Genomic DNA, 14,657 nt, shown 5'->3' on the forward strand with positions numbered 1-14,657 from the left:
ACATGCAGACGCTATCCGAGTCGGCCAATAATAGTGAGCCGCTGACCTCGCCGCGCAGCGCCCGGCTCGCCGGCAAGGTGGCGGTGGTCACCGGCGCTGCGGGCGGTATCGGCCTGGCCATCGCCACCCGCTATGTCGCCGAAGGCGCCTATGTGGCGCTGGCGGACATCAATGGCGAGGCGGCGGAGCGCGCCGCCCAGAAGCTGCGCGAGCAGGCCGGGCCACAGGCACGCGTCCTGGCGGTGACGCTGGACGTGACGTCGAGCGTCTCGCGTCAGAGCATGCTGGAATGCGTGCAGGCACAATTGGGGCCGATCGATATTCTGGTCAACAATGCCGCCGTCTTCGCCATGGCGCCGGTGCTGGAGGTCAGCGAGGGCATGCTGCGCCACCAGCTGGCGGTCAATGTCGAGGGCCTGTTCTTCACTCTGCAGGCGGTGGCCAGAACGATGGTCGAGCGCGGGCAGGGCGGCAAGATCATCAACATGGCCTCGCAGGCCGGACGACGCGGCGAGGCGCTGGTCAGCGCCTATTGTGCCTCCAAGGCCGCCGTGATCAGCCTGACCCAGTCCTGCGGGCTTGATCTCATCCGCCATGGCATCAATGTCAATGGCATCGCGCCGGGCGTGGTCGACACGCCGATGTGGGATCAGGTCGATGCGCTGTTCGCCCATCATGAACAACGCCCGCTGGGCGAGAAGAAACGTCTGGTCGGTGAGGCGGTACCCTATGGACGCATGGGGCTGCCGGATGACCACGCCGGCGCCGCGGTATTTCTGGCCTGTGAAGACAGCGATTTCGTCGTCGCCCAGACACTCAATGTCGACGGTGGCAACTGGATGAGCTAAGGATGAGAGACACCTTCCGTCCCGCTGCAAGGGTGCGCATCCATGAATGAGGTAGTCACGTGACATCTTTACCCGATTCTCGCCTGGCCCACATGTCGCCCTCGTTGGACGACATGGCCAGCCGTGTGCTGGCGGAGCACGCCTCCAGTCAGCGCACACGTACCATCGTGGCCCTCGCCGGCCCGCCGGCGGCGGGCAAGTCGACGTTGTCGGAATCCCTGTGCGAGACCCTCAATGCGCTGGAATCCGGCATCGCCGTGGTGGTGCCGATGGATGGCTATCACTACGACAACGCCGTGCTGGCGCCGCAGGGCCTGCTCTACGTCAAGGGCGCACCGGAGACCTTCGATGCGCGCGGGCTCTATCATGATCTCGTCAGGGTGCGCGCCGATGATGGCCCGGTCGCCGTGCCGGTCTTCGATCGCCCGCTGGACCTGGCACGTGCCGGTGGCCGCGTGGTCGAGACTCACCATCGCATCGTGCTGGTCGAGGGCAACTATCTGCTGCTGCGCCACGCGCCCTGGGACGCGCTGCTCGGCTTGTTCGACATCAGCATCTTTCTGGATATCGAGGATGAGGTGCTGGTGCCGCGTCTGTTGCATCGCTGGCGCGAGATGGGCCAGGATGCCCGCGGTGCCCACGAGCGCACCCATCACAAGGACATGCTCAACGCGCACCTGATCAAGCAGGACTCGCTCAACGCCGACTGGCGTTGGCGCCTTGCGAATGCCCCCATCGGCCCCGATGGGGAAGACCGCTGAATGACGGATGGCAGGGAGAGCCCCATGTGGGTAGGCGTTGACTGTGGGACTCAGAGTACCAAGGTGGTGATCGTTAATCCGGCCTGCGGCAGCATCGTGGCCCAGGGCCAGCGCAGTCATGCGCTGCAGGAAGGCGCCAACGGACGCCGCGAGCAGGACCCGCAGGACTGGGTGGCGGCGCTTGAGGGCGCCTTCGCTGATGCACTGGCCGCCTCGCGGCTGGACCCGCAGCGCATCACGGCGATCGGAGTGTCCGGTCAGCAGCATGGCATGGTGGTGCTGGATGAGGCCGGTGTGCCGCTCCATCCGGCCAAGCTGTGGTGTGATACCGAGACCAGCGAGCACAATGCCGCATTGATTGAGGCGCTGGGAGGTGAGGCGGGCTGTCTGGAGACGCTCGGCCTGGTGCTGCAGACCGGCTACACCGCCTCCAAGCTTGCCTGGCTGCGTGAGCGGCATCCCGAGCGCTACCAGCGCATCGCCAGCATCCTGCTGCCGCATGACTATCTCAACTTCTGGCTGACCGGCGAGCGCGTCGCCGAATACGGCGATGCCTCGGGCACCGGCTATTTCGATACGCGGCGGCGCTGCTGGCATCAGGATGTCTTCGCGCAGATCGCCCCGGAGCTCGACGCCCGGCGCGTGCTGCCCCGTCTGATCGAATCCCATCAGCCGGCCGGGCGCATTCGCCCCGAGATCGCCGCGCGCTTCCGGCTGTGTGACGACGTCATCGTCTCCAGCGGCGGCGGCGACAACATGATGAGCGCCATCGGCACCGGCAACATCGCGCCGGGGCGGGTGACGCTCAGCATGGGCACCTCCGGCACGGTATGCGCCTGGTCGGCGGACTATCCGGCCGACTGCGACCCTCAGGTGGCCAGTTTCAGCGCCAGCGATGGTGGCTGGCTGCCGCTGGTGTGCACCATGAATGTGACCTCGGCCACCACGCGGGTACGCGAGATGTTCGGCTTCGACATCGCCACCTTCTCGGCCCAGGTGGCAAGTGCCCCGCGCGGAGCCGAGGGCGTGCAGGTGCTGCCGTTCTTCAATGGTGAACGCGTGCCGATGCTGCCGCGTGCCCAGGCCAGTTTCCATGGGCTGGACAGTCGCAATGCCACCCCGGCCAACCTGTGTCGCGCGACCATGGAAGGCGCAAGTTACGGCCTGCGTTACGCACTGGAGTGCATGGGGCCGCTGGGCAGTGAGGCGCGCCAGATCCGCCTGGTGGGCGGTGGCGCCAAAAGCCCGCTGTGGCGTCAGATGCTGGCGGACATTCTCGGCCTCGAGGTGGTCTGCCCGCAGGTGACCGAGGCCGCCGCCCTGGGCGCCGCGATTCAGGCGGGCTGGTGTCTGGGACAGTCAGGCGCAGATGGACAGGGTCGCCATAGCGAGACGCTTGAGCAACTCTGCGAGCGACTGGTCGCGCTGGATCATGCGACACTCGCCCAGCCCCGGGCCGAAGGAGTGGCCGCCTACCGCAAGGGCTACGCCGATTACCGCGCGCTGCTGGCCAGCGAGCACGGCATTGCCGCCGGCGGCTGAGCACGTTGTCAGAGCTCAATACATCAGCACGTCACGCCAAAACACATCGCCCCCGTCGAGTCTCACTCGGCGGGGGCGATGTGGTTCACGCGCTTCACGGCATCAGTCGCGGCTCAGGCACGAGCTCATGCATTGGACGAGCGCGCCCACAGATTGACGCCGCCATCGACGGCGTAGCGATCGATCTCGTCGAGCTCGGCCTGGGTGAAGTCGAGATGATCCAGCGCCTTGACGCAATCGCTGACCTGTTCCGGACGGCTGGCGCCGATCAGTGCGGTGGTGACGCGGTTGCCACGCAGCGCCCAGGCGAGGGCCATCTGGGCCAGCGACTGGCCACGGCGCTCGGCGATGGCGTTGAGGGCGCGCACCCGCTCCAGATTGTCCTCGGTGAGGTGGTCTTCCTTGATCGCTCCGCCGCGTGCCAGACGGCTATCCTGCGGCACGCCGCCCAGATACTTGTTGGTCAGCACGCCCTGGGCCAGCGGCGAGAACACGATGGAGCCGATGCCCTCGTCATCGAGGGTGTCGAGCAGGCCGTCTTCCTCGATCCAGCGATTGATCATCGAATAGCTGGGCTGATGGATGATGCATGGCGTGCCCAGTTCGCGCAGGATGGCGGCGGCTTCGCGGGTGCGTTGGGCATTGTAGGAGGAGATGCCTGCATAGAGCGCCTTGCCGGAGCGCACGGCGCTGTCCAGCGCCCCCATCGTCTCTTCCAGCGGCGTGTCGGGATCGAAGCGGTGCGAATAGAAGATGTCGACGTAATCGAGGTCCATGCGCTTGAGGCTCTGATCTAGGCTCGAGAGCAGGTACTTGCGGCTGCCCCATTCGCCGTAGGGGCCAGGCCACATGTGATAGCCCGCCTTGGTGGAGATCACCATCTCATCGCGGTAGCCGGCGAAGTCGCGCTTGAGCATGCGACCGAACATTTCCTCGGCGCTGCCCGGCGGCGGCCCGTAGTTGTTGGCCAGGTCGAAGTGGGTAATGCCCAGATCGAAGGCGGTCTGGCAGATGGCGCGCGCATTGTCTTCGTGGGCGTTGTTGCCGAAGTTGTGCCAGAGCCCCAGCGACAGGCGGGGCAGTTTGAGGCCGCTCTTGCCGCAGCGCTGGTAGTGCATGCGTTCGTAGCGATCTTCAGCCGGGGTATAGCGCATGGCGGAGTCCTTTCACGAGTGGAGGCGCGATGTCTCACAGGGGTGAGGTGACATCGAATGACGCCTTCAGTCTAGGTCGCGTCTGCAGGTCTGATAAGCACATGCGAACGAATAGATTGTTCGCCAGAACGTACAATGCTGTGGCAGTCTCGATCACTGAAATCCCGGATGGCTGGCATGAGGAGCAGGCAGGATGCGGCATCACAAGCAGGTGGAGCGACTGATGTTGTTCGCTCAGGTGGCGGAAGCCCTCAGCTTCACCCGGGCGGCCAAGGCGCTGGGCGTCTCGCGTGCTCATCTTTCCGAGCAGGTGAGGCGGCTGGAGCAGGACATCGGGGCGCCCTTGCTGATCCGCACCACGCGAGCGGTACGCCTTACCGAGGAGGGCGAGCGCATTCGCCAGCGCATGCAGTCGGTACATGGCGAACTGCTGGCACTGGAGCGCGAGCTTGAACACGACCTGGAGCAGACGAGTGAGTCGGAGCGTCAGGGCTATAGCGGCGTGTTGCGCATCACGGCGCCGGTGCTGTTCACCGAGCGTTATCTGGTCGAGGTCTGCAATGCCTTTCAGGCGCGCCATCCGGCGGTCGAGCTGCGTCTGGACGTCAGTTACGAGAGCCATGACCTGACCCGCGAGCCATTTGATGTGGCATTTCGCGCCACGCGCACGCCACCGGACAACATGATCGCGCGTCGCCTGCTCGATTACGTCCATTGCTGCTGCGCGTCGCCTGAGTATCTTGCCGCGCATGGCACGCCGCACACGGCCGCGGCGCTTGGCGATCATCGCTGCCACGTCTGGTCGGGGCAGTCCGGCTGGCCGCTGGCCAGTGGTGAGGTCAGTCTCGCGGGGGGATTGGCCATCAATGATCACCGCCTGCTCAAGCAGCAGGCGCTGGGTCATGCCGGCATCATCCGGGTCGCCCATTATCTGGTCGACCGTGAGCTGGCCGAAGGCCGTCTGGTACGTCTGCTGGCGCACGAGGAGGGCGAACCCAACAGCATCTACATGCTCTATCCCCAGCGCCTGCCGCAGTCGGGCAAGCTGCGTGCCTTCATGGCGGCGGTGGAAGCCGCCATGCCACCTCGCGGTGCGTGACCGAAAGGCACAGACGCTTGGAGCATATGACAAGAGACCGCCGTGCCCTGATGGGCGCGGCGGTCTTTTCATTCGCCTCTTTTATCCAGGCTGGCGGTGCCTCAGAGGCCCAGCGCGGCGACCCCGGCCTTGGCGATCTGGGCATCCTGCTCCGGCTTGACGCCGGACACGCCGATGCTGCCGGCGATCTGGCCTTCGACCATCACCGGCACGCCGCCGCCCAGCATGCCTTCAAGCTGCGGCGCTGACAGGAAGGCGGTGCGGCCGCCGTTGATGGAGTCCTCGAACAGCTGGGTCTCGCGGCGACCCAGGGCAGCGCTCTTGGCCTTCTCCTGGGCGAAGTAGCCGGTCATCGCCGGGGTGTCGTCTAGGCGACGCAGGCCCAGCGGGTGGCCGCCGTCGTCGGCAACGGCGATGGAAACGGCCCAGCCATTGGCCTCGGCTTCCTTCTGGGCGGCGTCCAGCATCTGATTGACGTCAGCGAGGGTCAGTACGTGGCGAGTGATCATCGGGCTTCCTTGGCAGTGGTGAGGGAAAAGGACAGTGAAAGAGATAGTGAAACAGATACTGAAACAGATAGTGACGCTTCATTCCTGCGGGAGCGTCTCGGGCAGGGCGTCATCCACCAGTTCGATCCAGTGACTCACCGGCGTGCGTCCGGCGCTCGAGAGATGCGTCTGACAGCCGATGTTGGCGGTGGCGATGCGCGCAGGCCCGTTGGCCTCCAGCGCCTCAAGCTTGCGGTCTCGCAGCTGGCGTGACAACTCCGGCTGCGTGATCGAGTAGGTGCCGGCGGACCCGCAGCACAGATGGCCCTCCATGACAGGCGCCAGTGTAAAGCCCAGTTGCGACAGGATCTTCTCCACCTCGCCGCCCAGTCCCTGGGCATGTTGCAGGGTGCAGGGGCAATGGAAGGCCAGCGGCTGTTGGTCGGGCGCCGCCGCGAGATTCTGTCGATCATCGCGGGCGATCTCCTCGCCCAGCACCTCGACGATATCGCGGGCCAGGGCGCTTACGCGTGCAGCGCGCTCAGCATAGTCCGGGTCATCGGCCAGCATCTCGCCATATTCCTTGACGAAGGCCCCGCAGCCACTGGCGGTCTGTACGATCGCTTCCGCACCGGCCTCGATGGCCGGCCACCAGGCATCGATGTTGGCACGCATGCGCGCGCGACCGGCCTGCTGGGCGTTGAGGTGATAGTCGATGGCACCGCAGCAGCCGGCCTCCTGAATGGGCGTGACGCCGATGCCGAAGCGCGCCAGCACACGGGCAGTGGCGGCATTGATGTTGGGGGCCAGGCCAGGTTGCACGCAGCCCTCCAGCATCAGCACCTGGCGAGAAAGCGCCTGATCAGAAGGCGTCGCGGCGACGGGGGCAGTCGGGTGCTCGGCTTGACGGTCGCGCTCGCGGGCCAGCGGGATCTTGTCGGCCAGCGCGCCAGGCGCGAGGGGACGAAAGCGCACACCAAGTGCCAGCAGGGCCTTGAAGCGCGCGGGCTCGACCAGCGCATGGCGCAGGCCGCTGCGCAGCAGGCGCTCTTGCCACGGGCGGCCGACGCGGCGCTCCAGTTCCTGACGCCCGATATCGAGCAGGGTGTGATACTGCACGCCCGACGGGCAGGTGGTTTCGCAGCTGCGACAGCTCAGGCAGCGATCCAGATGCCGCTGGGTCTCGCGGGTGATCTCGCTGGCCTGCTGGCGGGTGCTTGAGTCCCGGCTCTCGGGGTCGCTCTCCAGCAGCTGCTTGATCAGATAGATGCGCCCGCGCGGGCCGTCACGCTCATCGCCCAGCAGCTGATAGGTGGGGCAGGTGGCATTGCAGAAGCCGCAATGCACGCAGCTGCGCAGGACCTTGTCGGCCCGCTGGATATGCGGTCTGGCAAGCGCGGCGTCACTGAAGTGGGTCTGCATTCAGGTGCGTCTCCTGTCGTGGCGTGAGTCACATCTCGGCGTACAGGCGACCGGGATTGAGGATGCAGTGGGGGTCCAGCTGCTGCTTGAGCTGAAGGTGATAGCGGGCATTGGGGGCGGCCAGCGGCATCAGCGGGCTGTCCTCGGCGGCGACGGTGCCCGGCGTGTAGCAGATGGCATGGCCGCCCAGCCGACTGGCCAGCGAGCGGATGCGTTGGGCCGGGGCATCGCTTGCAAGCCAGCGCTGGGCGCCCGCCCAGTCACACAGCAAGTCGGCATCCCCCAGAGGGCCCAGCAGTTCGCTGACGGCGGCTTGCCACTCGAGGTGGTCCAGCGCCAGCGGCAGCGACAGTCGCCACAGTGCCTGATGCGGCGCGCGCGCGCTGAAGAAGGGCAGGCGGTGCTCACGCAGCTCAGTCCAGTGCGCCGTCGCCTGATCCGTCGTCAGGGCCTCACCGCCCAGCTGCTCGCAACCGGCCTGGACCGAACGCTCGCCCCCTTCCAGGCGCAGGGTGAGTCGGCCGTCATGCCAGCTGGTCGCCGTGATCGGCAGCGGCGTGCGGCCCCAGGCATTCAGGCGAGTCAGCGCCTCGGCGAGACTGAGCTCCAGACACAGCGATTCGCTTGCCACCGGGCGCGGCATCACCTTGAACGAGACTTCACTGATCACGCCCAGCGTGCCCTGGGCACCGCACATCAGGCGCGACAGGTCGTAGCCCGCCACGTTCTTCATCACTTCACCACCGAAGCGCAGCGCCTTGCCGTCGGCACTGATGATGCGCGTGCCCAGCACCAGGTCGCGCAGGCTGCCGCTCCAGGGGCGGCGTGGGCCGCTGAGTCCCGAGGCGAGCGTGCCGCCGACGGTCGCCGCGGGGCCTAAGTGGGGCGGCTCGCAGCTCAGGTGCTGACCCTGCTCGGAGAGTACGGCCTCAAGCGTCGCCAGCGGGGTGCCGGCGCGCACCGAGACCATCAGCTCCACCGGGTCGTAGTGGGTGATGCCATGATGCGCGCGCATGTCGAGCACTTCTTCGGCGGCCACTTCACGGCCTAGAAAGGCCTTGCTGCCACTGCCGGCGATGCGCAGCGGGCGTCTCGCCTCATGGGCGGCGCGGACCTGTTCACGGAGTGCCTCGCTGGCATCCTGTTGCTGCGGGGGCTGGCTGGCGGCAGGCGTAGCGCACTCGGCATGGCTTGGCACCTGATCCTGGAGCGAATCATCTGGCTCTGGCATGGCATGTCTCTATTAACGTGGCGATGAAGTGGCGAACGTCAGGTAGCGAAAGGTCAGGCGGCAGCGGATTTGAGAGCTGTCCATGACAGAGAAACCGTCCAGCCACGTGGCAACTGTCTAGAAACGCGGCAGATCGGGATGCGGCAACTGGTTGTCATGCACATGCATGGCACCGAATTCGGCGCAGCGCGCCAGCGTCGGGATGTTCTTGCCGGGGTTGAGCAGGCCAGCGGGGTCGAAGGCGGCCTTCACGGCATGGAAGACGCTGATCTCCTCGTGGTTGAACTGGGCACACATCTGATTGATCTTCTCGCGGCCCACGCCATGTTCTCCGGTGATGCTGCCGCCGGCGGCCACGCACAGTTCGAGAATCTTGCCGCCGACCTCCTCGGCCAGTTCCAGCTCGCCGGGCTGATTGGCATCGAACAGGATCAGCGGGTGCATGTTGCCGTCACCGGCATGGAAGACATTGGCCACCGCGAGCCCCGATTGGCGCGAGAGCTCCGCGATGCCGTTCAGCACGGCGGGCAGCTCACGACGCGGAATGGTGCCATCCATGCAGTAGTAGTCGGGGGACATGCGACCCACGGCGGGGAAGGCATTCTTGCGCCCGGCCCAGAAGCGCGCGCGTTCGGCCTCGTCCTGTGCCTGGCGGATCTCGGTGGCGCCTGCGCGCTCCAGTACCTCACGGACTCGCGCGCAGTCATCGACGACATCGGCCTCGGCGCCGTCCAGCTCGCAGAGCAGAATGGCGGCGGCCTCGACTGGATAGCCCGCGTGGATGAAGTCCTCGGCGGCGCGGATCGCCAGGTTGTCCATCATCTCGAGTCCGCCGGGGATGATGCCGCAGGCGATGATGTCGCCCACCGCGCGGCCGGCCTTGTCGATATCGGCGAAGCTCGCCATCAGCACCTTGGCGGTCTCGGGCCTGGGCAGCAGGCGCACCGTGACTTCCGTGACCACCCCCAGCATGCCTTCGGAGCCGGTCATCAGCGCCAGCATGTCCAGCCCGGGCGAGTCGAGGCTGTCGGCGCCGATCGTCATCGCCTCGCCTTCGATGGTCAGCATCTCGAGCTTGAGCAGGTTGTGCACGGTGAGGCCGTACTTGAGGCAGTGCACGCCACCGGCATTCTCGGCCACGTTGCCGCCGATGGAGCAGGCGATCTGCGAGGAGGGGTCCGGTGCGTAGTAGAGCCCGAAGGGCGCAGCGGCCTCGGAAATGGCGAGATTGCGCACTCCGGGCTGCAGGCGCGCGGTGCGGGCGTCAGGGTCGATCTCGAGAATCCGCGCCATGCGCGACATCACCAGCAGCACGCCTTGCGCCAGCGGCAAGGCGCCGCCGGACAGCCCGGTGCCGGCGCCACGTGTCACCACCGGCACGCCCAGCGCATGACATTCACGCAGCAGGGCGGCAACCTGCTCGACCCGCTCCGGCAGGGCGACCAGCATCGGCATGACACGATAGGCGGACAGGCCATCACATTCGAAGGGGTGCAGGTCCTCCTCGCGGTGTAGCAGCGTCAGGTCCGGCAGCAGGGTGGTGAGATGCGCCAGCACCTGGCCCTTGTCGTGCTGGGCCAGCGGTCCATCCAGCGTCGGGTCATAGAGGATATTCATGCACTGCCTCCCGGGAGGTTGGGGTCTGCGCGGCTGCTGTCTGTCGTTTCTGTCTGCTGGTGCTGTCTGTCGTTACTGTCGGCTGGTGCGGGGTTCGAGCGAGTCGCCTGTCGACTTCGTCGGCGTGAGGGATCTGCCTTTACTGGCAAGCCTTGACTGATATGCCTCACCTGACCTGCCGCACCTGATCTGCCCACAATCTGGCCTGCCTCCCCGGCCTTGTCCATGCTTCACATCAGTGGTCTGACCAGACATTCGTCTAGTGTTTGTGCAAGGAAAACCACGCTTTACTGGCCTCACATCTGCTGCCATCAGGCGGCTTTGCGTCACTCGATCGACAGGTCTGACCAGTCGGGAGTCGCAGGCGCTGCCAGCGAGTCAATGACGCGCCGCCGGCGGGTTGATCAAGTGCCACGAGCGGGTTGATCAAGACGAGCACACAAAGGTCGAGCAAAAGGGGAGGGGCAGGATGCTGCGAACCATCGCCGAGTCAGGCGCGGACCCCCGCGCCGCGGATCAGGCGGCGGCGCGTCTGGAGCAATTGATTCTGGACGGCGTGCTCAAGCCCGGGCAGATGATCCCCTCGGAGCGCCGGCTATGTGAGCGGCTGGGCATCTCGCGGGCCTCGCTGCGTGAAGGGCTCAGGCTGTTGCGTGGCAAGGGCATCATCGAGACGCGACACGGCAAGGGCTCGAGCGTCGCGGCGCTGTTGCCGAGCGGCGATATCAGCCCGCTGATGCACCTGTTTCGGGATCAGCCGCGCACCCTGTATGACCTGCTGGAAGTACGGGCCCTGCTGGAAGGGCAGTCGGCGCGACTGGCCGCCCAGCGCGGCACGCCGGCGGATAGAGTGCTGATCCGGCGTCATTACGAGGCGATGGCGGCCTGCGTGCGCGAGTATCCGCCTGATTTTGAGTCCTCAGCGCAGGGCGATGAAGCGCTGCCGGATGCCCAGCAGCTGGCGCGTCACGACCACGCCTTCCACCACGCCATCTGTGAGGCGTCCCACAATCCGGTGCTGGTGCATACGCTCAAGGGCATCAATGACCTGCTGCTCAGCTCGGTGTTCGCCTCGCTGCGCAATCTCTACCATCGCCCGATTCCCCGCGGCCAGATCAATGCCCAGCACACGGCCATCTACCGCGCGGTGATGGACCAGCAGCCGGAGGCGGCGGAGAAGGCGGCGCTGGAGCATCTGCACAGCATTCGCGACAACCTGCGCGAGCTGGAGGCGGAGGATGAGCGGCTGGTGCGCTCGGCCATGCGGCTGGAAGGCTTCGAGTAGCGCGTCAGGGTTCTGGCTCAGGCGGACAAGCAGGCTGGCAAGCGGGGCGGACTCAAGGCAAAGTGGGCAGCTCATCGCCCAGGACAACGTGCTGCCTTCATGTGGAAACTCTCTTCCGCGAGTGATTGGCTCGACCGCCTCAATCACTCCCGCCACGCCATGCTGTGGCTGTTCATCGCCTCGATGCTGGAAACCCTGCTGATCCCGATTCCCATCGAGGTCGTTCTGATCCCGTGGATGCTGCGCCACCCCGAGCGCCGCTGGCGCGTGGCCGCGGTGGCACTCGCCGGCAACCTGACCGCGGCATTGCTGGGCTTCTATCTGGGAGCCTACGCGCTGGCGACGTGGGGCGATGGGTTGATCAGCTTCTTCGGCGGGCAGCAGGCCTTCGAATCCTTCCAGCAGCGTTTCAGCGAGCAGGGCTTCCTTGCCATCATGCTGATCGGCATCGTGCCGATTCCCTTCCAGAGCGCCATGCTGGTCGCCGGTGCCAGCGGCTATCCGGTCGCGTTGTTCCTGCTGGCGGCGTTGGTCGGGCGCGGGGTGCGCTATTTCGGGCTGGCAGCCCTGGTGGCACTGGTCGAGGATCAGGCACTGGCGCTCTGGCAACGCTACTCGCGTCCGCTGGGAGTGATCGGGCTGGCGCTGACAGGCGTGTGGCTGTGGCAGGCCTTCATCGCCTGATCGCTCACTCTTGCCGGTTTGCGCTGACCTGTGACAGCAACGCCTTGCCGCGCTGATAGTCGGCCTGCCAGATCGCCTCGGGCACCATGCTGCCGCCGGTGGCCCAGATGACATGGGTGGTTTTGGCCTGCACCTCGTCGTCATCCAGCCCATTGGCCGCCCGCCAGGCGTGCCACTCGGGGGCATCATTGCGCAGTACGTGGTGGATACCGGGTACGCCGGCCAGCGCGGACGGCTCAAGCATGAGGCCTTCGCTGTCATATGCCAGCGCGAGCAGTTCGAGCAGATGCTCGTCACGCACGGTATGGATGCCGCTGAGCAAGGGGGCCATCACGCGCCCGACGAAGGCCGAGGCGCGACCCACCGCCAGGCCATCGGCGCAGGTGCGATTGTCCAGCCCGATATCCTCCACCGCGATGCCGTCATGTTCGCCGGTCAACATGCCCAGCAGCATGCAGGGGGAGTTGACCGGTTCAGCAAAGAAGCAGTGCACGGCGTCACCGAAGACCTGCTTGAGGCCGTAGGCCACGCCCCCCGGCCCGCCGCCGACGCCACAGGGCAGATAGACGCAGAGCGGGTGGCGGGCATCCACCGGGATGCCCTGCGCCGAGAGCTGCTCCGCGAGGCGGCTGGCCGCCGTGGCGTAGCCCACGAACAGGTCCCGCGAGCTTTCGTCATCGATGAAGTGGGCGTTGGGCTGCTGCGCTTCCTGGCGCCCCGCGGCGACGGCCTTGCCGTAATCTCCGCTGTGCTCCACGACCTCCGCGCCCCGCGCGCGCAGCAGGTCCTTCTTCCACTGCTTGGCATCCGCCGACATGTGCACGGTGACGCGAAAGCCGAGCCGCGCGCTCATGATGCCGATGCTGAGACCCAGGTTGCCGGTGGAGCCCACCACGACCTGTTGGCCGGCCAGCAGGTCACGTATCTCATCACGCTGGAAGGCGCGGTAGTCGTCTTCCTGATGCAGCAGCCCTGCGTCAATGGCGAGACGCTCGGCATGCTTGAGCACCTCGTGGATGCCACCGCGCGCCTTGATCGAACCCGAGATGGGCAGGGCGTTGTCACACTTGATCATCAGGCGGCCGGGCAGCGGGGATTCGGTTGCGCTGAGAGGAGAAGCGGTCGAGGCTATGCCGCTCAGCGCCTGCTGCAAGCCGGGCGCTGCCACCAGCGGCGATTCGATGCGCCCTGACGCGGCGGCGGTCTCGGGGAAGGCCTCGGCAATCCAGGGAGCGAAACGCATCAGGCGTGCGGCGGCGTCCTCGATGTCGTGGACTCCCACGCCACTCGCCTGCAGCGCCGGTGAGGCGAGCGCCTGGGCGGTCGCGACGCGTTCAGGATTGAGCCAGCCGATTTCGCGGCCGGCCATCAGGCTGGCGATTTCCGGGTGACGCAGCGTCAGGGCGTGGAGGTCATGGGGCGTGGCAGACATGCGGTGTCCTTGTGGGGGCTCGATCCAGCGATCAGGTCAGATCACAGGTTAGCGCGTCTTCCACTGGCAACGCACGTAGCCCAGCTTTCACATTCCGTAAAGGTCAGTGACAAAAAAGACCGAATTTTTTGGCAACCATCGGGATAGAAATGCAAAAGGTGCAGTCATAGTAAGCAAGGACATGATGTTATCGCGATGTTATGTCTGGCTTTAACTGTTCTTTGGTCCGCCACGGTTTTCCTGGCGGATTTTTTTATGCCTGAAATATGCGGGTTTTGGCAGGTTTTCGCTGGGGACGTTCGAATATCCCCAAGCTTTCAGCGACTTTCACTGTGGCCAGAGGTCTTGGTGGCAGGGCGCGGCACAGCGCTTTACAGTGACTGTCACCGCCTCGGGTTGCGGCGCGTAAATTGTTGGATGTCAGGCTGGCGGCAGAGATTGATTAGCCATTGGGTAATCTTCGAGGCGTTGGCCTGCTGGTGCAAGCATGCTGAAGGTGCTCTCGATGCACTCGGTTTTCTCTGCCATCACGTACAGAGCCCCCAGCGGTGATGACCGCTGGGGGCTCTGTACGTTAGGTCTGGCTCCAAGCAGTTTCTTGATGGGTGAACTGTCTCAACAGCCGTTCTGCATCACCAGCAGCGCACTCAGGACATCGCGGCGGGTGACCATGCCGATCAGGCGGCCCTGCTCGACCACAGGATAGACCTTGGGACGCTGGCCATTCATATGCTGCGCCAGGTCCGTGATGCTGTCATTCGGGCCGACGCTGAGGACTTCGTGACGCATCAGGTCGCCGACCTGGGCATGCTGGCCGCAGTGATAGGCACTGTCGAGCAGCTTGCCGAGGATGTCCTGTTCGGAGATGAAGCCGATCAGGCGGTCCAGGTCATCCACGACCGGCACGCCGGGCAGACGGTGGTGGGTCAGGCCCTGGGCGAGTTCGAGAATGCTGGTGCGTGCCTTCACGCGATAACAGTCGCGGGACATGATGTCGCGAAGGGTCGAGGGCACCTTGAGCTGGGTGGCTTTCATGGGCAGATCTCCTGCGTCACTGCTCTTCGACTCTCCGGTGAGGGAGTCGTGCGATGAAT

Annotated in this window: 13 protein-coding genes; 6 read left to right on the forward strand and 7 right to left on the reverse strand. The window is 65.7% G+C overall.

Annotation, left to right across the window (positions count from 1 at the left end; all coding sequences use genetic code 11):
- Positions 1-2 precede the first annotated feature (2 nt).
- Genes HA399_RS05755 through xylB form a run of 3 tightly spaced genes read left to right on the forward strand, consistent with a single transcriptional unit; the run spans position 3 to position 3,151 of the window.
- Positions 3-848 carry an L-iditol 2-dehydrogenase gene (locus HA399_RS05755; protein WP_284727092.1) on the forward strand — a complete coding sequence of 282 codons (846 nt, stop codon included), beginning with the start codon at positions 3-5 and terminating at the stop codon, positions 846-848.
- Between the two features lie 59 nt (positions 849-907).
- A complete protein-coding gene (locus HA399_RS05760; RefSeq protein WP_404326374.1) occupies positions 908-1,609 on the forward strand; it encodes a nucleoside/nucleotide kinase family protein in 702 nt (233 codons plus the stop codon).
- A gap of 24 nt (positions 1,610-1,633) precedes the next feature.
- On the forward strand, positions 1,634-3,151 hold the full coding sequence (gene xylB, locus HA399_RS05765) for a xylulokinase (protein WP_404326376.1): 1,518 nt from the start codon (positions 1,634-1,636) through the stop codon (positions 3,149-3,151).
- 125 nt (positions 3,152-3,276) lie between these two features.
- On the opposite strand, the gene mgrA is transcribed toward xylB, so the two are convergent.
- Positions 3,277-4,305, reverse strand: a complete 1,029-nt coding sequence (gene mgrA / locus HA399_RS05770) for an L-glyceraldehyde 3-phosphate reductase (protein ID WP_192837910.1) — start codon at positions 4,303-4,305, stop codon at positions 3,277-3,279.
- A 193-nt stretch (positions 4,306-4,498) separates the two neighbouring features.
- Between mgrA and HA399_RS05775 the strand changes: the two genes are divergently transcribed.
- Entirely contained in the window at positions 4,499-5,404 is a 906-nt protein-coding gene (locus HA399_RS05775; protein ID WP_404326378.1) for a LysR family transcriptional regulator, read from the forward strand.
- Positions 5,405-5,505: 101 nt separating this feature from the next.
- Here HA399_RS05775 and HA399_RS05780 read toward each other — a convergent pair whose 3' ends face one another.
- The 4 genes from HA399_RS05780 to glcD all read right to left on the reverse strand — a co-directional run bounded on the left by HA399_RS05780 (position 5,506) and on the right by glcD (position 10,162).
- Positions 5,506-5,913, reverse strand: coding sequence for a heme-binding protein (locus HA399_RS05780; RefSeq protein ID WP_043334532.1), 408 nt, complete (start codon positions 5,911-5,913; stop codon positions 5,506-5,508).
- Between the two features lie 78 nt (positions 5,914-5,991).
- Entirely contained in the window at positions 5,992-7,314 is a 1,323-nt protein-coding gene (glcF, locus tag HA399_RS05785) for a glycolate oxidase subunit GlcF (RefSeq protein ID WP_404326379.1), read from the reverse strand.
- Positions 7,315-7,342: 28 nt separating this feature from the next.
- Positions 7,343-8,545, reverse strand: a complete 1,203-nt coding sequence (gene glcE / locus HA399_RS05790; RefSeq protein ID WP_404326380.1) for a glycolate oxidase subunit GlcE — start codon at positions 8,543-8,545, stop codon at positions 7,343-7,345.
- Positions 8,546-8,662: 117 nt separating this feature from the next.
- Positions 8,663-10,162, reverse strand: a complete 1,500-nt coding sequence (gene glcD / locus HA399_RS05795; protein ID WP_153635412.1) for a glycolate oxidase subunit GlcD — start codon at positions 10,160-10,162, stop codon at positions 8,663-8,665.
- A gap of 469 nt (positions 10,163-10,631) precedes the next feature.
- Between glcD and glcC the strand changes: the two genes are divergently transcribed.
- Positions 10,632-11,447, forward strand: coding sequence for a transcriptional regulator GlcC (gene glcC / locus HA399_RS05800; protein ID WP_404326381.1), 816 nt, complete (start codon positions 10,632-10,634; stop codon positions 11,445-11,447).
- A gap of 99 nt (positions 11,448-11,546) precedes the next feature.
- On the forward strand, positions 11,547-12,131 hold the full coding sequence (locus HA399_RS05805; protein WP_404326382.1) for a YqaA family protein: 585 nt from the start codon (positions 11,547-11,549) through the stop codon (positions 12,129-12,131).
- A gap of 4 nt (positions 12,132-12,135) precedes the next feature.
- On the opposite strand, the gene HA399_RS05810 is transcribed toward HA399_RS05805, so the two are convergent.
- Both HA399_RS05810 and HA399_RS05815 read right to left on the reverse strand, forming a co-directional pair.
- A complete protein-coding gene (locus HA399_RS05810; protein ID WP_404326385.1) occupies positions 12,136-13,563 on the reverse strand; it encodes a D-serine ammonia-lyase in 1,428 nt (475 codons plus the stop codon).
- 615 nt (positions 13,564-14,178) lie between these two features.
- The gene (locus tag HA399_RS05815) at positions 14,179-14,598 is read right to left on the reverse strand and encodes a CBS domain-containing protein (RefSeq protein ID WP_043334523.1); all 420 of its coding nucleotides are present in this window, start codon (positions 14,596-14,598) and stop codon (positions 14,179-14,181) included.
- Between the last annotated feature and the right edge of the window lie 59 nt (positions 14,599-14,657).

It is taken from the genome of Cobetia sp. UIB-001 (assembly GCF_044789135.1).
GTDB lineage: Bacteria > Pseudomonadota > Gammaproteobacteria > Pseudomonadales > Halomonadaceae > Cobetia > Cobetia amphilecti.